The organism is Streptomyces sp. L2 (assembly GCF_004124325.1).
In the GTDB taxonomy this organism is placed as follows: domain Bacteria; phylum Actinomycetota; class Actinomycetes; order Streptomycetales; family Streptomycetaceae; genus Streptomyces.
Genome location: NZ_QBDT01000001.1, coordinates 117,960 through 137,039, shown reverse-complemented (window position 1 = coordinate 137,039; position 19,080 = coordinate 117,960). Strand labels below are relative to the sequence as shown.

Here is a 19,080-nt window from a genome sequence, read left to right as displayed (position 1 = left end):
GGTCAAGACACCGGCCCTTCCTCAACCAAACTCCGGCGGGCGGCAGTTGGACCCGCCCGGCAGTGGGGCCCGCGGGTTCCCGGTTCTCCGGGGGCCGACGGCTGTGCCGAACCGGTGCCGAGACGGCCGTACGCCGCCGTACGACGGCACGATCCTCGCCGCAGGGCCTCGCGTCGCGACCGAACACCCCCGTGACCAGCGAAGGAAACCCGTAGCGATGAGCGAGACGAACCCCCTGAAGCGGGCGGCGGACAAGGTCGCCCAGGCCGTGCAGGGTGACGGCACGGGCCCCGAGGACGGCATCCCCGGCAAGCCGGGCCCCGAGTCGCCGTCGGTCGCCGAACCCACCGAACCCCGTGAGCCCCTGCCGCCCAAGCCCGACCAGAGCGGCCCCGACACGGTCTCGCCGACCGGACAGCCCACCGGCGCCGCACAGGCCCGCATGGCGCAGAGCGGCGACTACCTGACGACCGCCCAGGGCGCCCGGCTGTACGACACCGACCACTCGCTGAAGGCCGGCCCGCGCGGCCCGGTGCTGCTGCAGGACCACCACCTGCGCGAGAAGATCACGCACTTCGACCACGAGCGCATCCCCGAGCGCGTCGTCCACGCACGCGGCGCCGCCGCCCACGGCATCTTCACCAGCTACGGCACCGCCACCTCCGTGACCAAGGCGGCCTTCCTCGCCAAGGACGTGGAGACCCCCGTCTTCGTACGGTTCTCCACCGTGCTCGGCTCCCGCGGCTCCGCCGACACCGTCCGCGACACACGCGGGTTCGCGACGAAGTTCTACACCAGCGAGGGCGTCTTCGACCTGGTCGGCAACAACATCCCGGTCTTCTTCATCCAGGACGCCGTCAAGTTCCCCGACATCGTGCACGCCGCCAAACCGCACCCGGACCGGGAGATCCCGCAGGCGCAGAGCGCCCACGACACCCACTGGGACTTCGTCACCCTGCACACCGAGGCCACCCACCACGTGCTGTGGAACATGTCCGACCGGGGCATCCCGCGCTCCTTCCGCACCATGGAGGGCTTCGGCATCCACACCTTCCGCCTCGTCGACGCCGAGGGCAGCACCACGCTGGTCAAGTGGCACTGGAAGCCCAAGCTGGGCGTGCACTCCCTGGTGTGGGAGGAGGCGCAGATCATCGGCGGCGTCGACCCGGACTTCCACCGCCGGGACCTCGCCGACGCCATCGAGGCCGGCGCCTACCCGGAGTGGGAACTGGGCATCCAGACCTTCCCCGACACCCCTGACCAGATGTTCGAGGGCATCGACCTGCTGGACCCGACGAACATCGTCCCCGAGGAACTCGCCCCCGTGCAGCCGATCGGGCGGCTCGTGCTCAATCGCAACCCGTCGAACTTCTTCGCCGAGACCGAGCAGGTGGCCTTCCACCCCGGACACCTCGTCCCCGGCGTCGACATCACCGACGACCCGCTGCTCTCCGGGCGCCTGTTCTCCTACCTGGACACCCAGATCAGCCGGCTGGGCGGCCCCAACTTCGCACAGATCCCGATCAACCGGCCGCACGCGCCGGTCAACGACATGCTGCGCGACGGCATGCACCAGACGGCCGTGCACCGGGGAGTGGCCCCCTACCGGCCCAACTCCCTCGACGGCGGCTGCCCGTTCACCGCGGGCGCGGACAACGGCGCGTTCGTCGAGGCCCCCGTCCGCATCCCGGAGGCGACCAAGGTCCGCGAGGCCCCGGAGACGTTCGCCGACCACTTCAGCCAGGCCCGCCGGTTCTGGCTGAGCATGAGCCCCGTCGAGCGCGAACACATCATCGGCGCCTACACCTTCGAACTCGGCAAGTGCTACGAACAGGCCGTCCGGGAGCGCGGGCTGCAGGTCCTCGCGAACATCGACCCCGAGCTGTGCGCGGGCGTCGCCGCCGGGCTCGGCCTGCCCGAGCCGAAGCCCACCGAGCCGCTCACCGACGTGGCGCCCAGTCCCGCCCTCTCGCAGGTCGGCCGCACCTGGCCCACCGACGGCCGGGTCATCGGCATCGTCGCCGGACCCGACGCCGACCTCGACGGCGTACGCGCCGTACGGCAGTCCGTCCTCGACGGCGGCATGGTCCCCCTCGTCATCGCCCCGACAGGCGGCACCCTCGGCGCCGGCCCGGACGCCCTGAACGTGCAGCGCACCTACGTCACCGCGCGGTCCGTGGAGTTCGACGCGATCCTCCTCGCCGGCTCCCCGGCCGTGGGCGACGACGCCTACGGCGCCCGCGACGCCAAGGCCGACCCGACCCGGGGGAACGCGCACGACCCGCGGATCGGCCTCCTGGTGTCCGAGGCCTTCCGCCACGGCAAGGCGATCGGCACCTGGAACGGCGGCCACACCGCCCTCGAATCCGCCGGCATCCCCGCCGGCGCCCCCGGCATCGTCACCGCCGACTCCGGCCCCGACGCCCTGGACCGGCTCACCCCGCTGCTGGCCGCCCACCGCGTCTGGGACCGCTTCCCCACCACCGCCTGAGCCCACCGACCGCCCCCGTCGCCTGCCGGAGTCCCCCGGCCGGCACGGGGGCGTCGCGCTGCCTCGGGGCGAGTGGGCGCGGCCGCGAGCCGCATTGGGCCGGTTCGGTGGAGCTCGCGGCGGACGGCGTAACCGGGCGGGCGGGTTCGGGCGGGTGCCGGTGAGATGGAGGTGTCCCAACGCCTAGCAGTGAGGTACCTCATGCGTCTGCGCAGCTTCGCCACCACAGCCGTTCTCGCCGGTTTCCTCGCCCTGACGGGCGCGACCGCCGCCCACGCGGCCGACCCCGCCCCCACGACGGGCGTGGCCGCCAACAGCCCGGGCGTGCTCTCGGGCAACGTCGTCCAGATCCCGGTCGACCTCGACGTGAACGCCTGCGGCAACAGCATCAACGTGGTGGGTCTGCTGAACCCCGCCACCGGGAACACCTGCGTCTCCCAGTGACACCGCGCGCGTGCGCCGGCCCCTCATCCCCGGGGGCCGGCGCACGGGCGTGCCAGGTGGCGGAGAGGGCAGGATTCGAACCTGCGTGGGTCCCGCAAGACCCGGCCGTGGGCTGCGCCCACCGGTCCCCGATCAACCACTCCGGGCACCTCTCCTCGCTCCCGGCCCCCGGTTCCCCGGGGGCCGTTCACTGGATCAACCATGACAGCGGCCACTGACACGCCGCTGACACCGCTCGCCGGTACGGCGTCTCAGTCACCCGCTGTGGCGGTGGCCTCCCGGCCGGCCGAAACCGTCTCGGTCTTCGGGCCCGGCACCGGAGCCGTGCCGCCGGCCCGGCGCCGGCGCAGCAGCAGCCGGCGCGCCGGCCGCTCGACCGCCTCGTACAGGACCCAGGACAGCCCGAGGGCCACGGCGAAGACGACGGCGGTCACCGCCACCGCGGGCAGAAGGTGCAACTGCGGCTTCGGGCCCAGCACGTTCGCGGCCGCGTGCACCACCAGCAGGTGAACCATATAGAAGGCGAACGACAGTTCGCCCAGCCGCACCAGACGCGGGTGCCGCCACAGCGAGGGCAGGCCGTTCATGTCCGCCAGGGCGGCGGCCGGGATCAGCAGCGCGAACCCGACGATGGTGCAGACGGTCGCGGCATAGCCGTGGGCCACCTGCGGCACCAGGAAGTAGCCGATGATCGCCACCGCCAGCGAGCCCGCCAGGCCGGGCCCGCGCCAGCGGCCCAGCAGGACCAGCCGGGCCACAGCCGCGCCGAGCACGAACTCCGGCAGCCGGGCGGCCGGGAAGGAGTACAGCTGCAGCGTCGTCCAGTGGTGGAAGTCCGCCCAGCTCAGGACGGCCACCGCGGCCACCGACAGCGCGGCCAGCGCGGCGGCGCCGCGCACGCCGGCCCGGCGCAGCAGCACGAACAGCAGCGGGAAGGCGGCGTAGAAGAACGCCTCGCAGGCGAGTGACCAGCTGACCGGGTCCAGCACCTGCCACCAGGAGTCCCGCCAGGAGTGCAGCAGCAGCAGGTTGGCCAGGCCCTGCGCCGGCGTCGGTCTCGCCAGGCCGGACAGCGTGTACGCCATGAGCAGCGCGAGCGCCGCCGTGACCAGGTGCACGGGGTAGACGCGGGCGATGCGCCGCCGCCAGAAGGCCGGCGCGCTGTCGTGCGGGCGCGCCGACCAGGTCAGCACGAAGCCGGACAGCACGAAGAAGAACGACACCCCCGTGGAACCGGCGCCGAACGCCCAGGTCACCAGGCGCTGGCCGGTGCCGCCGAAGAAGTTGAAGTTGTGCACGTGCAGACCGAACACCAGCGACGCCGCGATCCACCGCAGCCCCGTGAGGGACGGCAGCGACGGTCTGGAGGAGGGCGGGGACGTCGTGGCCGAGGGCGCGCCTGCGCGGGCGGGCGGCGTCCGGGTGGCCCGGGTCGTCGCCGTGGTCATCGAATCACCTGCCGGAGGGGGTTCGCGGGGGGCATGAAGGGGAACGTTGCCCGTTTGGCCCGCTTCAATCACGTCACGTCGAAAACATCACACTGTTGCCGAACGACACGGCGGGCAGGACGCCACGGACGGCGGTGCGGGGTGCACCCGGACGAGTGAGGCGCCGCGGGACGCTGACGGGGCCGGTCCCAGGCCGGCGGTGAGGGTGGTCAACCCCTGCTCGGGGCGCGGTGCTTCAGGCCGCCGCCCCCTTCCCGGACAGTGCCTCCACCAGCTGGTCCCGCGTCATCTTCGACCTGCCCCGCACCCCCGCCGCGCCGGCCCGCTCGTACAGCTCCGCCTTCGGCAGGGACCCCAGGTCAAGGCCCTTGCCGCTGTCGCGGCGCCGGCCGCCCGACTGCTTGCCGCCGCTGCCCGCGGACCGCTTGCCCCGGCTGCCGCCGGACCCGGACTGCTCCACGCTCCGCCGCAGCGCCTCCATGAGGTCGACGACGTTGGTCGCCTCGGGCGGTTCGGCCTCGCCGACGATCTCCTCGCCCTCGCGCTTGGCCTCCACGAGCTTCTTCACGCGCTCCTCGTAGGTGTCGCGGTACTCCCCGGGCTCCCAGTCGATGGAGAGGGCGTCGATCAGCTGCTCGGCGGTCTTCAGCTCGCGGCCCCCGGCCTTGCCGCGCCGGTCCGGCAGATCGGTCACCACCCCGGCCGGGTCCCGCACCTCGTCGGCCCAGTGCAGGGTGTGCAGCACCAGCGCGTTCGGCTGGGCGCGCAGCGCCGTCAGGTACTCCTTGCCGCGCGGCCCGACGTAGTAGGTGCGGTCGAAATAGACGGGCTCGACCTCGCGGAGATCGACGAACCCGGCCATGTCGATCACTTTGGAGCGGCCCGGCGCGATCTCCTCCAGCTCCTCCGGCTCGACGACGACGTACTCGCCGTCCCCGAGGTCGTACCCCTTGACGATCTTCTGGGAGTCGACCTCCTTGCCGGTGCGTTCGTTGACCCGCTTGTTGCGGATGCGGTCCGAGGTGCCGCGCTGCAGCTGGTGGAAGTGCACGGTGTGGTCCTCGGTCGCGGTGTACAGGCCCACGGGCAGGGTGACCAGCCCGAAGGTCAGGACGCCGGTCCAGATCGGTCTCGCCATCGCCTCTCGCCTCCTGTCCTGGCCCCGCCCTTACGGAACGGCCGCCCGCCGCACCTCAGCCGGCCGCCGCCGCTGTCCGCTCCTCGGCCCGCGCGGCGGACTCGGCCCGCCGCCGGGCCTCGCGCACGGCCCGGTCGGCTTCCCGGGCGCGCTCCCGGGCGCTCTGGTCACCGGCCCGGGCCCGCCGCTGCTCCTCCTGGGCGCGGCGCGTCTGCTCCCGCAGGTCCCGCAGCCGCTCCTCCGCCTCCGTCAGCCGCCGGGCGGCGTCCTCGGCCTCACGGTCGGCGGACGCCGCCTCGTCCTGCCGGGCGCGCAGCTCCCGCTCGGCGTCCCGGGCCGCCCGGCGGGCCTCGGTGAGACGCCGGCGCTGCTCGGCCGTACGCCGGCGTTCCTCGCCGCCGCCGGATCGCTTCGCGGTCCCTTCGGGCGCCGGAGCCGGGGGAGCGGTACGGCGGCGCCCCACGGCGGATTCGTCGGCGGCCGGGAAGCCCACGGTGGAGCTGAGCGGCTTCACCAGCCGGCCCGCCGCCCACTCCCGGGCCGCACCGGGATCGGCGAGCGCGGCGTGCAGGGTCTCCTCGACCTCGCGCTGGACGCCCTCACCGACCGGGTGTCCCGCCTGCGCCGCCAGCTGCCGGGCCTGCCGGCCGAGCGTGCCGATCACCTCCCGCTGCTGGTGTGCGAGTCGGCGCAGCTGCGGGCCGTCGAGTTCCCGGTGGGCCCGGCGCAGGTCCTCGCCGAGGGTGAGCAGGGGCCGTACCTCGTCGGCCTGCCGGCGGACGAGCAGGTTGCTGACCCAGGCGGCCAGACTCGGCCGCCGCAGCGTGCCGATCTCCTTGGCGAGGTCCGGCTCGCCGGCGTCGCGGGCCTCGGCGGCACGCCGGTCGCGCGCGGCGACGAAGTCCTCCGGCCGCACCCCGTACAGCTCGTCGGCGACGGCGTCCAGATCCACCCGTGCCCCTCTCGTGCGCCTGGAAGTGGACTCCGGGTTTCGCGCCGAATGGGCTTTATGCGCCTTTTGTGTATCGAGCTGGGCGGAGAGGGCAGGATTCGAACCTGCGTGGGCCTCGAAAGGCCCGACCGTGAGCTGAGCTCCCTGGTCCCCGATCAACCACTCCGGGCACCTCTCCTCGTTCCCGGCCCGGTTTCCCGTGCCGTTCACATGGACAACAGTGGCAGCCGCCGCTGACGCGGCGCTTGCACGACGCTGACGCGGCGGCTGCTCACCCGTTCGGACGACCGACCGGCTTGCCGCACCCGCGCCGGCGGCGCCCGGCCGGATGATGCGGCCAGGCCCCCGGCGGGCGCCACGGCCGGGGTGCATCCCCGCCCGGCGTCCGCGGGGAATCCCGCCCGGCGTCCGGGTGAACACCAGGGGGACCGGGACACGGCCAAAATTGCATCATTCGTTTTCTTGAATCTCTCGTGTTTATGAGGGTAGGTTCGACGCCATGACCGCAGCCCAGACCCCGACCACCGCCGACGAGCTCCGCGGTGCCGGCCTGCGCGTGACGGCGGCCCGCGTCGCGCTGCTGGAGACCGTCCGGGCCGGTGACCACCTCGGCGTCGAGGCGATCGCCTCCGGGGTCCGCACCCGCGTGGGCCACATCTCCCTGCAAGCCGTCTACGAGGCGCTGCATGCCCTCACGGCGGCCGGTCTCGTCCGGCGCATCGAACCGGCCGGCAGTCCGGCCCGGTTCGAGGGGCGCGTCGGCGACAACCACCACCACCTCGTCTGCCGGTCCTGCGGGGCCCTCGCCGACGTCGACTGCGCGGTCGGCGAGGCTCCCTGCCTGATCGCGTCCGACAACCGCGGCTTCTCCATCGACGAGGCCGAGGTCGTCTACTGGGGCCTGTGCCCCGCCTGCTCCACCGGCCGCAGTTCCTGAGCACCGATTTCCGCCCCGTTGGGAAGGATTGTCATGACCGAGAACCACGACGCGATCGTCACGGACCCGAAGGCGGAGGAGGCGAGCGGCGGCTGCCCGGTCGCACACGGCCGCGCGCTGCACCCGACCCAGGGCGGTGGCAACCGCCAGTGGTGGCCGGAACGGCTCAACGTGCGGATCCTCGCCAAGAACCCGGCCGAGGCCAACCCGCTCGGCGCGGACTTCGACTACGCCGAGGCGTTCCGCGGCCTGGACCTGCCCGCCGTGAAGCGGGACATCGCCGAGGTGCTCACCACCTCGCAGGACTGGTGGCCGGCCGACTTCGGCAACTACGGCCCGCTGATCGTCCGCATGGCCTGGCACAGCGCCGGCACCTACCGCATCAGCGACGGCCGCGGCGGCGCCGGCGCCGGCCAGCAGCGGTTCGCCCCGCTCAACAGCTGGCCGGACAACGCCAACCTCGACAAGGCCCGCCGACTTCTGTGGCCGGTCAAGAAGAAGTACGGCCAGAACATCTCCTGGGCCGACCTGCTCGTCCTCGCAGGCAACGTGGCGCTGGAGACCATGGGCTTCGAGACCTTCGGCTTCGGAGGCGGCCGCGCGGACGTGTGGGAGCCGGAGGAGGACGTCTACTGGGGCCCGGAGACCACCTGGCTGGGCGACGAGCGCTACACCGGCGACCGCGAGCTGGAGAACCCGCTCGGCGCCGTCCAGATGGGCCTCATCTACGTCAACCCCGAGGGCCCGAACGGCAACCCCGACCCGATCGCCGCGGCCCGCGACATCCGTGAGACGTTCCGCCGCATGGCGATGAACGACGAGGAGACCGTCGCCCTCATCGCCGGTGGCCACACCTTCGGCAAGACCCACGGCGCCGGCCCCGCCGACCACGTGGGCGACGACCCCGAGGCCGCCGGCTTCGCGGAGCAGGGCCTCGGCTGGAAGAGCAGCTTCGGCACCGGCAAGGGCGCCGACACCATCACCTCCGGCCTTGAGGTCACCTGGACCGACACGCCGACCCAGTGGGACAACAGCTTCTTCGACATCCTCTTCGGCTACGAGTGGGAGCTGACCGAGAGCCCGGCCGGCGCCAAGCAGTGGAAGCCGAAGGACGGCGCGGGCGAGGGCACGGTGCCGCACGCCCACGACGCCTCGAAGAAGATCGCCCCGGCGATGCTCACCACCGACCTGTCGCTGCGCTTCGACCCGATCTACGGGCCGATCTCCAAGCGCTTCCACGAGAACCCGGCGGAGTTCGCGGACGCGTTCGCCCGCGCCTGGTACAAGCTCACCCACCGCGACATGGGCCCGAAGTCGCTGTACCTCGGCCCGGAGGTCCCGGAGGAGACCCTGCTGTGGCAGGACCCGCTGCCGCAGCCGGAGGGCGAGACCATCGACGCGGCCGACGTCGCGGCCCTGAAGACCAAGCTGCTCGACTCGGGCCTGAGCGTGGGCCAGCTCGTCACCACCGCCTGGGCGTCCGCGTCCAGCTTCCGCGGCAGCGACAAGCGCGGCGGCGCCAACGGCGCCCGCATCCGCCTGCAGCCGCAGCGCGGCTGGGAGGTCAACGGCCCCGACGAGCTGTCGGTGGCGCTGCGCGCCCTGGAGACCGTCCAGCAGGAGTTCAACACCTCCTCCGGCGCCAAGAAGGTCTCCCTCGCCGACATCATCGTGCTCGGCGGCTGCGCGGCCGTGGAGAAGGCCGCCAAGGAGGCCGGCTTCCAGGTCGAGGTGCCGTTCACCCCGGGCCGCGTCGACGCGACCGAGGAGCAGACCGACTCCGAGTCCTTCGAGGCGCTGGAGCCGACCGCGGACGGCTTCCGCAACTACGTCGGCAAGGGCAACCGCCTGCCGGCCGAGTTCCTGCTGCTCGACAAGGCGAACCTGCTCACCCTCACCGCCCCCGAGACGACGGCCCTCGTCGGTGGTCTGCGCGTCCTCGGCGCGAACCACCCGCAGTCGCAGCAGCTCGGTGTCTTCACCAAGACGCCCGGCTCGCTGACCAACGACTTCTTCGTCAACGTCCTCGACATGGGGACGACGTGGAAGGCGACCAGCGAGGACCAGACCACGTTCGAGGGCCGCGACGCCGCCACGGGCGAGCTGAAGTGGGCCGGCAGCCGCGCCGACCTCGTCTTCGGCTCCAACTCCGAACTGCGCGCGCTCGCCGAGGTCTACGCCTCCGACGACGCGAAGGAGAAGTTCGTCAAGGACTTCGTCGCCGCCTGGGACAAGGTCATGAACCTGGACCGGTTCGACCTCGTCTGATCCACCACACCGAGGGCGCCCGCCCGGCCGCACAGGCCGGCCAGGGCGCCCTCGCGCGTGCGCCTCGTGAGGCGCCCCGGACGCGGCCAGCGGGGTGGCCCGCGCGAATCCGCCGTCGCCTCCCCGCGGCGCGTGTTGCGCGGGGGCGGCCCTGGCCGCCCGCGCACCGTGCCGTGCCGGACCCAGCGGGTTCACGCCGATCCGCCCCCGGTCCTCTCCCGTTCACGAGCTCTCCCCGCACCCGCCGTCGGTCCCGGCGTCGGTTCGCGGCTCAGCGGCGCAGTGCCTCGAACGCGCGGCGGGCGGCCGCCGCGATCGCCAGGTCGATGTCCGGGGCGAGGCCCGCGCGGCGGTCGGCGCGGGTGAGGGCGGCGAGTGCCACGCGGTCACCGGACGCGGCCTCGACCACCCCGACCTCGTGCCGCAGGTGCAGGAACGTGCCGGTCTTGCCGCTCACCCTCAGCGTGTCCGCGCGCAGTTCGCCGGCCAGGCGCTGGGTGAAGACCTGGTGGCCCATCAGCCGCCGCAGCTCGGCGGTCGCCTCCGGGCGCGACACCTCGTCCCGCCACACCCGCTCCACCAGGTCGACCAGCGCGGCCGCGCTCCCCGTGTTGGCGTGCGCCGGGTCGAGCGTCTCGATGGTGTGCCGCCCCGCCCGCTCGTCCGACACGGCGAGTTCGAGGGCGAGGGAGAAGTCGTCCCCCGCCGCCCCGGCCGCGCACTCGTACATGTGGTTCATCCGGTGCCGTACCCGCAGGCCCTCGCACCCCAGGTCGCGCAGGCGCGCGTCCACCTCCGCGACCGGCACCAGGTCGAACAGGGCGTCGGCGGCGGCGTTGTCGCTCACCGAGAGCATCATCAGCAGCAGGTCCCCGACGGCCACCGTGGCCGGGTGGCGGAACGCCGCCAGCCCGGTGGGTCCCACGCTGCTCCCGGCGGGGTCCACGGTCACCGGGCGGGCCGCGTCCAGCTCCCCGCGCGCGATGCGGTCGAGTACGACCAGGGCGAGGGGGACCTTCACCACCGAGGCGAGGGGTATCACCTCGTCGACGTCGAAGCCGAGGTGCTCGCCGGTGTCGATGTGGCGGGCGAGGAACGAGCCGCGCACCCCGAGGGCCGACCAGTCGGCGGCGACGGCTTCGGCGACGTCGAGCAGTGCGACGTCACCGGCGACGCAGGCCGGGCGCCGGAGCTCGCCGGCGCTCATCCGCGGGCCGCCAGCCGCGCGGAGGCGTCCACGGCGGCACCGGGCCCCGGCACCCCGGGCGGGGCCGGTACGGCGCCCACGGCGGCCGCCAGGAGCGTCACCAGCCAGCCCGGCGTGCCCGTGCCGCCGTGTCCGTCCCGGGCGGCGCCCACGTCGTACCCGCGGTGCAAGGAGGCGTCGGCGAGTGGCGTCCACGCTGCCGCGTGACGCCGGGCGAACGGCTCGGTGCACAGCAGGCGCGCCCGGCCGGCCAGCGTCTCGGCGAGTGCGGAGGCCGCCGCGTCGGCCGGCCGCACCACGCCTTCGGGCAGCCCGGCACGGGCGACGGCCCGCGCCAGACGGTCGCGCAGGTACGGCACCTGGTCCTCCTCCATCAGCAACAGCGGCTGGGCGAACGGCAGTTCGCCGACCGGGTCCGAAGCCTCCCGGCGCGGCCGCAGGTCCTCCAGGTGGACCGTCCGGGGGCGGCCCCGGCCCGCCGCCGGCCGGGGCGTATCGGAGGACGCCAGACCCAGGGGCACCCGGAGCCGTGCGTTCTCCGGGGCGACCCGCACCAGCGCGTACCGGAGCGAGCCGTCGTCGAGCCCCGACGCCCGTGCGGCGGGCGGCAGTTCCCGCACCCCCAGGGTGAACCCCCGGTCCGCGCCGGACCGGATCAGCCGCCCCAGCGCCCCCGCGTCGCAGTCCGCGGGCACCCCGACCGTGTGCACCCGCGCGCCCCGCGCCGCCCGTGCGGCCTGCCGCAACCGCTCGGCCCGCTCCAGCACGTCCCGGGCGTACGGAAGCAGCAGCACGCCGAACTCGGTCGTCGTGACCTGCCGTCGCGAACGGTCGAACAACAGGCCGCCGAAGTGCTCCTCCAGCGTCTTGATCCGCCGGCTGAGCAGCGGCTGGGCGATGCCGAGCCGGTCGGCCGCGCGGGAGAAGCCGTTCTCGTCGACCGTGGCGACGTACGCCTCGAGATGCGCCAGAAGATCCACTCGCCATTCATATCAATTAGGCATGGCAGCTTCAAAGTTGACTCTTGGACATGGGTGGGGTCGGGCTGTTTCGCTGTGCGCACCGAAGATCCACGGCGTCGACCGGTCCGCCCCGGCGACGCATGACGAGGAGGTCCTCGCTCATGGCCCGTCCCATCTCGATGCCGCGCCGCCGCCTGTTCCGGGCCGGCCTCGCCCTCTCCGCCACCTCGCTGCTCACTCCGGCCGCGCCCGGCTCGGCGGCCACCGGGGCGTCCCGGCGGCTCCGGGCCGACGACGCGCTGCTCGACCTGGAACAGAATTACGGCGCACGCCTCGGCGTGTACGCCCGCAACGTCCGCACCGGGGACACCGTCTCCTACCGTGCGGGGGAGCGGTTCGCGATGTGCTCGACGTTCAAGACGTTCGCCTCCGCCGCCGTCCTCCGTGACCACGCGGACTGCGCGCCGCTGGACCGGGTGATCCACTACCCGCAGCGCGACATCCTGGACAACTCGCCGAAGACCGCGGAACACGTCGACGCGGGTATGGCGGTGGGGGACCTGTGCGCGGCCGCCATCCAGTACAGCGACAACGCCGCCGGCAATCTGCTGCTGCGTCAGATCGGGGGTCCCGCGGGTCTCACCCGGTTCATGCGGTCGATCGGCGACGAGGTGACCCGCCTCGACCGCTGGGAGACCGACCTCAACTCGGCGATCCCCGGCGACCTCCGCGACACGACCACCCCGGAGGCCGTCGGGCGGAGCCTGGAGGAGGTGGCGCTCGGACGGGTCCTGGCCCCCGCGGACCGCGAGCAGCTCCTCACCTGGCTGAAGGGGAACACCACCAGCGCCAAACGCTTCCGCAAGGGCCTGCCGCAGGACTGGACCGTCGCCGACAAGACCGGCACCGGTGACTACGCCAGCGCCAACGACATCGGCATCGCCTGGACCACCCGGAAGACGCCGCTCGTCCTGGCCGTGCTGTCGGCGAAGCCCGCCAAGAAGGCGCCGGTGGACGACGACCTGATCGCCGAGGCGGCACGGCTCGCGGCCCGCGTCCTGGCGCCCGGCGAGTGAGGACGCCCGCCGGCCGGGCTTCACGCGGCTGAGGACGGGCCCGCGCAGACCTCGCGCGGCTGAGGACGGGCCCGCTCAGACCCCGCGCGCCGGCCGCCCCGGCGCGCGTTCCTCCGCCCGGCCGCCGGCCGTCGAGAGCTTGTCCGGGTTGGTGACCAGGTAGACGTCCCGGACCTGCTCGCGGTCCGGATCGAGGTCCATCACCATCACCGCGTGCGGAGCGCCGTCCGCGAACACGACCACGGACGCGTCCCCGTTGACGTCCCGGTGCCGCAGCTCCAGCCCCTCCGCCGAACGCGCGGCGAACCCGGTCAGGGCGCGGGCGACCTTGTCCCGGCCACGGATCGGCCGCGGCGCCGCGGGAGCCTTGCCGCCGCCGTCGGTCCACAGGGTCGCGTCCGGCGCCAGGATCTCCATGAGCGCGCCCAGGTCGCCACCGATCGTCGCGTCGAGGAACCGCTCGGTGACCTGCCGCCGCACCCGCGGGTGGGCCCGGTAGCGGGGGCGGCGCGCCCGCACATGGCCCCGGGCGCGATGCGCGAGCTGTCGTACGGCCGCCGGGGAGCGGCCCAGCATGTCCGCGATCTCGGTGTGGGCGTAGCCGAACACCTCGTGCAGGACGAACACCGCCCGCTCCAGGGGGGTCAGCGTCTCCAGGACCACGAGCAGCGCCAGCGACACCGACTCCTGCCGCACCGCCTCGTCGGCGGCGTCCGGATCGCCGGCGGTGCCGCCCGTGACCAGGGGTTCCGGCAGCCACGGCCCGACGTACGTCTCCCGCCGCCGGGCGATGCTCTCCCGCCGCGCCAGGGCATGCCGCACCGCGATCCGCACGAGGTAGGCCCGCGGATGCTCGATCACGGGCGCGGCCCCAGCAGCCCGCCCGCCGCCGGCACCGGCCGGCAGGCCCGCACCGGCCGCCGGGCCCTCGCCGCCCGTACCGCCCGCACCGGCCACCGCGCCCCCACCGGTCACCGCGCCCTCGCCGTCGGCCGGGTCCGCCGGCGCCCCAGCCCCCTCGGCTCCGGCGCCGCCCGCACCCCCGCCCCGGACTTCCGCACGGGCCGTGCGCCCCGCCCATGACAGCCAGGTCTCCTGGAGCACGTCCTCGCTGTCCGTGACCGTGCCCAGCATGTTGTAGGCGATGGCGAACAGCAGCTCGCGGTGGTCGAGGAACACCCGCGTGGCGGTGTCCGCCCCGGCATCCGTCCGGTCGTCGGCCATGACATCTCCTCGCCTCCGCTGACAACTCCTCCCCACCTGAGAGGGCCCGCACCCGCGCCCGTGTGACGTCCTCCGGCCCCGGTGTGCCGCACGTCTCATCCGGCGCCCGCGATGTCACACCCGCGGGACGCCGCTCCCTCTCCAACGGCAGCGACCGGACACCGCCACCAGAGGAGAACGCCATGAGACTCGTCGTCTTCGGAGCCAACGGACCCACCGGACGGCAGACCACCGAGCAGGCCGTCGCCGCCGGACACGAGGTGACCGCCGTGACCCGCCACCCCGACAGTTTCCCGCTGAGCCACCCCCGGCTGCGCGTCGAGGAGGCCGACGTCCTCGACGCCGCGGCGGTCGAGCACGTCGTCAAGGGGCAGGACGCGGTGATCTCCACGCTCGGCGTCCCCTACGGCCGCGCCCCCGTCACCGTGTACTCGGCCGGCGCCACCCACATCAGCCGGGCCATGACCCGCCACCGCGTCGACCGCCTCGTCTGCGTGACCTCCACGATCCTGTTCGACGTGCCGGCGCCCGGAGAGGGCTTCTTCTTCAGCAGGGTGCTGGAACCGTTCTTCTCCCGGGTCGTCGGCCGGACCGTCTACGACGACATGCGGCGCATGGAGGACGTCGTCCGGACGAGCGGCCTCGCCTGGACGGTCATCCGGCCGAGCGGACTGTTCGACGCGGCCGAGGTCAGCGACTACGAGATCGCCCCCGCCCGGCTGCCCGGCCGCTACACCTCCCGCGCGGACCTCGCGCATGCCCTGCTGAGCACGGCCACCGCCACCGCCACCGGTGACGGCCACGTCCACGACTTCCTCGACGTACGCACCACACAGGGCACCCCGACCATGCTCGGCCTGATCAAGAAGGAGGCGTTCCACAAGTGATCCCCGGGGCGCCGGCGGCGACTGATCATAAAATGACCGGGTGAACTTCTCGTCGATCTACCAGCACGGCTTCGCACGCGTCGCCGCCTGCACCGGCCACGCGGCCGTCGCGGAGCCGCACACCAACGCCGAGGCCGTCCTGCGGCAGGCCCGCCACTGCGCCGAGGACGGCGTCGCCGTCGCCGTGTTCCCCGAACTGTGCCTGTCCGGCTACTCCATCGAGGACCTCCTGCTGCAGGACGCGCTGCTCGACGAGATCGAGACCGCCCTGCAGACGGTGGTGGCCGGCTCCGCCGACCTCCTGCCCGTCCTCGTCGTCGGCGCCCCGCTGCGCCACCGCCACCGCGTCTACAACTGCGCCGTGCTCGTGCACCGCGGCCGGATCCTCGGCGTCGCCCCCAAGTCCTACCTGCCCAACTACCGCGAGTTCTACGAGAAGCGGCAGATCGCCGCCGGTGACGACGAGCGCGGCGGCACCCTCACGGTCGGCGGCAGCGCCGTGCCCTTCGGCACCGACCTGCTCTTCGCCGCCGAGGACGTGCCCGGACTGGTCCTGCACACCGAGATCTGCGAGGACATGTGGGTGCCGGTGCCCCCCAGCGCCGAGGCGGCCCTGGCCGGGGCGACCGTCCTGCTCAACCTCTCGGGCAGCCCGATCACCGTCGGCCGCGCCGAGGACCGCCGACTGCTGTGCCGCTCCGCCTCCGCGCGCTGTCTCGCCGCCTACGTCTACGCGGCTGCCGGCCTGGGCGAGTCGTCCACCGACCTGTCCTGGGACGGACAGACCATGATCTACGAGGACGGTGTCCTCCTCGCCGAGACCGACCGGTTCCCGCAGGGCGACCGGTACGCGGTGGCCGACATCGACCTCGACCTGCTGCGCCAGGCCCGCATGCGGATGGGCACGTTCGACGACAACCGCCGTACCCACGCCGCCCGGACCAGCGGCTTCCGCGAGGTGCGGTTCCGGCTCGACCCGCCCGCGACGGACCTCGGCCTGCGCCGCCGCGTCGAGCGGTTCCCGTTCGTCCCGGCCGACGCCGACCGGCTCGCCCAGGACTGCTACGAGGCCTACAACATCCAGGTCGCCGCCCTCCAGCAGCGGCTCGCGGCCATCGGCGGGCCGAAGGTCGTCATCGGCGTCTCCGGCGGCCTCGACTCCACGCACGCGCTGATCGTCGCCGCCAAGGCCATGGACCGGGCAGGCCGCCCCCGCAGCGACATCCTCGCCTTCACCCTGCCCGGCTTCGCGACCGGCGAGCACACCAAGGGCAACGCCCACAAGCTGATGCGCGCCCTCGGTGTCACCGCGACCGAGCTGGACATCTCCCCGACGGCCCGCCTCATGCTCCAGGAGATCGGCCATCCCTTCTCGTCCGGGGAGCCCGTCTACGACATCACGTTCGAGAACGTGCAGGCCGGACTGCGCACCGACTACCTGTTCCGGCTGGCCAACCAGCGCGGCGGCATCGTCCTCGGCACCGGCGATCTCTCCGAACTGGCGCTCGGCTGGTGCACGTACGGCGTCGGCGACCAGATGAGCCACTACAACGTCAACTCCGGCGTGCCGAAGACCCTGATCCAGCACCTCATCCGCTGGGTGATCAGCAGCGGCCAGTTCGAGGGCGACACGAACGAGACGCTGGCCGCGATCCTCGACACCGAGATCAGCCCCGAACTGGTGCCGGGGGAGGAGTTGCAGTCCACCGAGTCGAAGATCGGCCCCTACGCGCTGCACGACTTCACCCTGTTCCACGTCCTGCGGCACGGCTTCCGGCCCTCGAAGATCGCCTTCCTCGCCTGGCACGCCTGGCACGACAAGGACGCCGGCGCCTGGCCGCCCGGCTTCCCCGAGAACAAGCGCGAGGCGTACGGCCTGCCGGAGATCCGGCACTGGCTGGAGTACTTCTGCCGCCGCTTCTTCGCCTTCGCGCAGTTCAAGCGGTCCGCCATGCCGAACGGGCCGAAGGTGCTGGCCGGCGGCTCGCTCTCGCCCCGCGGCGACTGGCGCGCGCCCTCCGACGGCACGGCGGAGGCGTGGCTGCGCGACCTCGCCCGCTGGGACGTCCCGGGCGTCGGGGAGTAGCGGGCCCCTGAGCGTGCGGCAGGGCGGAGAGGGCAGGATTCGAACCTGCGTGGGCCTCGAAAGACCCGACCGTGAGCTGTGCTCTGGTCCCCGATCAGCCACTCCGGGCACCTCTCCTCGTTCCCGGCCCGGTTCCCCGTGCCGTTCACATGGACAACAGTGCCAGGAGCGGCTGACGCGCCGCTGACCCGGTGCTGACGGGCGGTCAGGACGGGGCGCCGTACACGTCGGTCACGTTGGGGCGGGGCGGCGGGCAGTGGCGCACCGCCGGGCCCCGCGCGAACGCGGCCAGCACGTTCTCCGTGGTCCGCGTGACGAAGGCACGGGTACGCGCGTCCATGCCGTGGTCGCGGCCGAGCGTCCCCGTCCCGGCCAGCAGACCCTCCACCCAGCGCATGGTGCCGGTGGCGAACACGCCCGCGCCGCCGGGGGCCGTGTAGTACGCCGAGTCGCTGTGACCGGCACGGCGCTCGCAGACGACGGGGGAGTGGGCGGTGATCTCCAGGGCCGCCGGGGTGGGGAAGGCGGGGGAGACCCGGTCGTACTCGACGCCCACCAGATGGGCGAAGCCGTCCCCGGTGCGGACACCCGTGCCCTCGTACACCCAGTGGCCGGCGGCGCGCACGACATAGGGGGCGTCGACCGGATAGCCGTCGTAGAGCACGCCCGTGAGCGACGACTCGGGTGAGGCGGCGGGCGCCAGCCGGTAGTCGGTGGTCACCTCGGCCGGCCGGGACGGATAGCAGGGGTCAAAACGGTAGGCGGTCTTGTAGCAGACGACCGTACGGCCGTTTCCCTGCCGCCCGGAGTCCTCCAGCCGGACCCGCCGGAAGCAGGTGTTGGCGCCGAGGAAGACCAGGTTCGTCCCGGCGTCCCGGACCGCGGTGACGTACGACCGCCGCTCGGGCGTCCAGTACTCGTCGTGCCCGAGGAACACGACCGTGTGCGCCCCGGCCAGCACCGAGGGGTCGCGGTGGACGTCGACGCCCGTGGTGTAGGCGAGGGGGATGCGCAGCCGCTCGGCCAGCACCACGGCGGCCCGCTCGTACACCAGGAACTTCTCCGCGCCGTTGCCGTCGTAGGGCCGGTCGAAGCTGACCGCCAGCGAGCGGGTCGCGTACGCGCCCGACGCGCCGGCGTAGAGGCTGGCGCCGCCCCAGTGGTTGTACGCCTGCCAGGTGGCGGGCGCGTGCACCAGGACCGTGCGGCCGGCGGCCTCGGTGGAGCGGACGACGAGCGGGACGTACCGCTGGTGGCCGCTGTCCGCCTCCAGCCGCAGCAGGTAGGCGCCCTCGGGCCAGCCGGTGGTGTCCACGGAGAGTGTCGGGGGCCAGTCGGCGCGGACGGTGCGCGTGTCCGGCAGCACTCGCGGGGCCGGCCGGGTACGGCCGGGTATCCGGGAGGAGGTCCATATCCGGCGGGCCTCCTGACCGCCGTACCAGCCCACGCGGAACGCCGACACCCGGAACGAACCGGCGGTGGTGGACACGTGCAGACCGAGTTCCTCACCCGGGGTCACGCTCACCCGGTCGGTGTAGCCGGTGATCGCGTCGGGCGGCCCCGGCGGGCCGAGGCGCCAGTCGGCGGTGCCGGGGGCGTCCCGCTCCGCCTCCGGCCGGGCACGCCCGGCACGCCGGTCCCGGCCGGGCGGCCGCCGGTGCGCCGTGCACGCGGCGGTCGTACCGAGTCCCAGGCCCGCACCGAGGGCCAGGAAGCGCCGCCGGCCCGGGTGGGGTCCGCCTGGGCCGGGCTGGGGCTCGCCCGGGCTCGGCTCGGGCCCGTCCGGACCAGGCTGGGGCCCGTCCGGACCAAGCTGGGGGCCGTTTGGACCCGGCTCGGGCCCGCCCAAGCCGCGCTCGGGCCCGCCCGCCGCCCCGGTGTCCTGCGCTGGCCTCACGTCGCCTCCCGGATGCGCCCGGCTCGGCCCCCGGTCCAGCGTCCCGAGACCGGTCCGTACGGC

Annotated in this window: 14 protein-coding genes, 1 tRNA gene and 1 pseudogene; 7 read left to right on the top strand and 9 right to left on the bottom strand. The window is 73.7% G+C overall.

All coding sequences use genetic code 11. The features are described from left to right. Nucleotides 1-217 precede the first annotated feature (217 nt). Together DBP14_RS00615 and DBP14_RS00610 are read left to right on the top strand one after the other, a co-directional pair. On the top strand, nucleotides 218-2,491 hold the full coding sequence (locus tag DBP14_RS00615; RefSeq protein WP_129305099.1) for a catalase: 2,274 nt from the start codon (nucleotides 218-220) through the stop codon (nucleotides 2,489-2,491). A 201-nt stretch (nucleotides 2,492-2,692) separates the two neighbouring features. Next, nucleotides 2,693-2,935 carry a chaplin gene (locus DBP14_RS00610; RefSeq protein ID WP_129305098.1) on the top strand — a complete coding sequence of 81 codons (243 nt, stop codon included), beginning with the start codon at nucleotides 2,693-2,695 and terminating at the stop codon, nucleotides 2,933-2,935. A 57-nt stretch (nucleotides 2,936-2,992) separates the two neighbouring features. Here the strand turns inward: DBP14_RS00610 and DBP14_RS35895 are convergent. The 5 genes and pseudogenes from DBP14_RS35895 to DBP14_RS35890 all read right to left on the bottom strand — a co-directional run bounded on the left by DBP14_RS35895 (nucleotide 2,993) and on the right by DBP14_RS35890 (nucleotide 6,651). Continuing rightward, nucleotides 2,993-3,090 (bottom strand) — tRNA-Cys (locus DBP14_RS35895). A 96-nt stretch (nucleotides 3,091-3,186) separates the two neighbouring features. Beyond that, nucleotides 3,187-4,383 (bottom strand): acyltransferase, encoded by a 1,197-nt coding sequence (locus DBP14_RS00605; protein WP_129305097.1) that lies wholly within the window; start codon nucleotides 4,381-4,383, stop codon nucleotides 3,187-3,189. A 235-nt stretch (nucleotides 4,384-4,618) separates the two neighbouring features. Beyond that, nucleotides 4,619-5,521, bottom strand: coding sequence for a Ku protein (locus DBP14_RS00600; RefSeq protein WP_129305096.1), 903 nt, complete (start codon nucleotides 5,519-5,521; stop codon nucleotides 4,619-4,621). Nucleotides 5,522-5,576: 55 nt separating this feature from the next. Then, nucleotides 5,577-6,473, bottom strand: a complete 897-nt coding sequence (locus DBP14_RS00595) for a hypothetical protein (protein WP_129305095.1) — start codon at nucleotides 6,471-6,473, stop codon at nucleotides 5,577-5,579. Between the two features lie 83 nt (nucleotides 6,474-6,556). Continuing rightward, nucleotides 6,557-6,651 (bottom strand): annotated as a pseudogene (locus tag DBP14_RS35890). A 321-nt stretch (nucleotides 6,652-6,972) separates the two neighbouring features. On the opposite strand from DBP14_RS35890, the gene DBP14_RS00590 reads away from it, so the two are divergent. Together DBP14_RS00590 and katG are read left to right on the top strand one after the other, a co-directional pair. Beyond that, the gene (locus DBP14_RS00590) at nucleotides 6,973-7,410 is read left to right on the top strand and encodes a Fur family transcriptional regulator (protein ID WP_129305094.1); all 438 of its coding nucleotides are present in this window, start codon (nucleotides 6,973-6,975) and stop codon (nucleotides 7,408-7,410) included. 33 nt (nucleotides 7,411-7,443) lie between these two features. Then, on the top strand, nucleotides 7,444-9,678 hold the full coding sequence (gene katG, locus DBP14_RS00585; RefSeq protein WP_129305093.1) for a catalase/peroxidase HPI: 2,235 nt from the start codon (nucleotides 7,444-7,446) through the stop codon (nucleotides 9,676-9,678). Nucleotides 9,679-9,949: 271 nt separating this feature from the next. Here katG and DBP14_RS00580 read toward each other — a convergent pair whose 3' ends face one another. Both DBP14_RS00580 and DBP14_RS00575 read right to left on the bottom strand, forming a co-directional pair. Next, nucleotides 9,950-10,885, bottom strand: coding sequence for a serine hydrolase (locus DBP14_RS00580; RefSeq protein WP_129305092.1), 936 nt, complete (start codon nucleotides 10,883-10,885; stop codon nucleotides 9,950-9,952). Continuing rightward, nucleotides 10,882-11,865 (bottom strand): LysR family transcriptional regulator, encoded by a 984-nt coding sequence (locus DBP14_RS00575; RefSeq protein ID WP_129305091.1) that lies wholly within the window; start codon nucleotides 11,863-11,865, stop codon nucleotides 10,882-10,884. Before DBP14_RS00575 ends, DBP14_RS00580 begins: the two co-directional genes overlap by 4 nt. A 143-nt stretch (nucleotides 11,866-12,008) precedes the next feature. On the opposite strand from DBP14_RS00575, the gene bla reads away from it, so the two are divergent. Further along, nucleotides 12,009-12,923, top strand: a complete 915-nt coding sequence (gene bla, locus DBP14_RS00570; protein ID WP_129305090.1) for a class A beta-lactamase — start codon at nucleotides 12,009-12,011, stop codon at nucleotides 12,921-12,923. A gap of 75 nt (nucleotides 12,924-12,998) precedes the next feature. On the opposite strand, the gene DBP14_RS00565 is transcribed toward bla, so the two are convergent. Beyond that, complete coding sequence (locus DBP14_RS00565) at nucleotides 12,999-14,147, bottom strand: sigma factor-like helix-turn-helix DNA-binding protein (protein ID WP_241740748.1); 1,149 nt, start codon at nucleotides 14,145-14,147, stop codon at nucleotides 12,999-13,001. Nucleotides 14,148-14,329: 182 nt separating this feature from the next. On the opposite strand from DBP14_RS00565, the gene DBP14_RS00560 reads away from it, so the two are divergent. Further along, complete coding sequence (locus DBP14_RS00560; protein ID WP_129305089.1) at nucleotides 14,330-15,034, top strand: SDR family oxidoreductase; 705 nt, start codon at nucleotides 14,330-14,332, stop codon at nucleotides 15,032-15,034. Between the two features lie 40 nt (nucleotides 15,035-15,074). After that, entirely contained in the window at nucleotides 15,075-17,120 is a 2,046-nt protein-coding gene (locus DBP14_RS00555; RefSeq protein WP_129305088.1) for an NAD(+) synthase, read from the top strand. 205 nt (nucleotides 17,121-17,325) lie between these two features. Here DBP14_RS00555 and DBP14_RS00550 read toward each other — a convergent pair whose 3' ends face one another. Continuing rightward, the gene (locus tag DBP14_RS00550; protein ID WP_241740747.1) at nucleotides 17,326-19,017 is read right to left on the bottom strand and encodes a N,N-dimethylformamidase beta subunit family domain-containing protein; all 1,692 of its coding nucleotides are present in this window, start codon (nucleotides 19,015-19,017) and stop codon (nucleotides 17,326-17,328) included. Nucleotides 19,018-19,080: the final 63 nt, after the last annotated feature.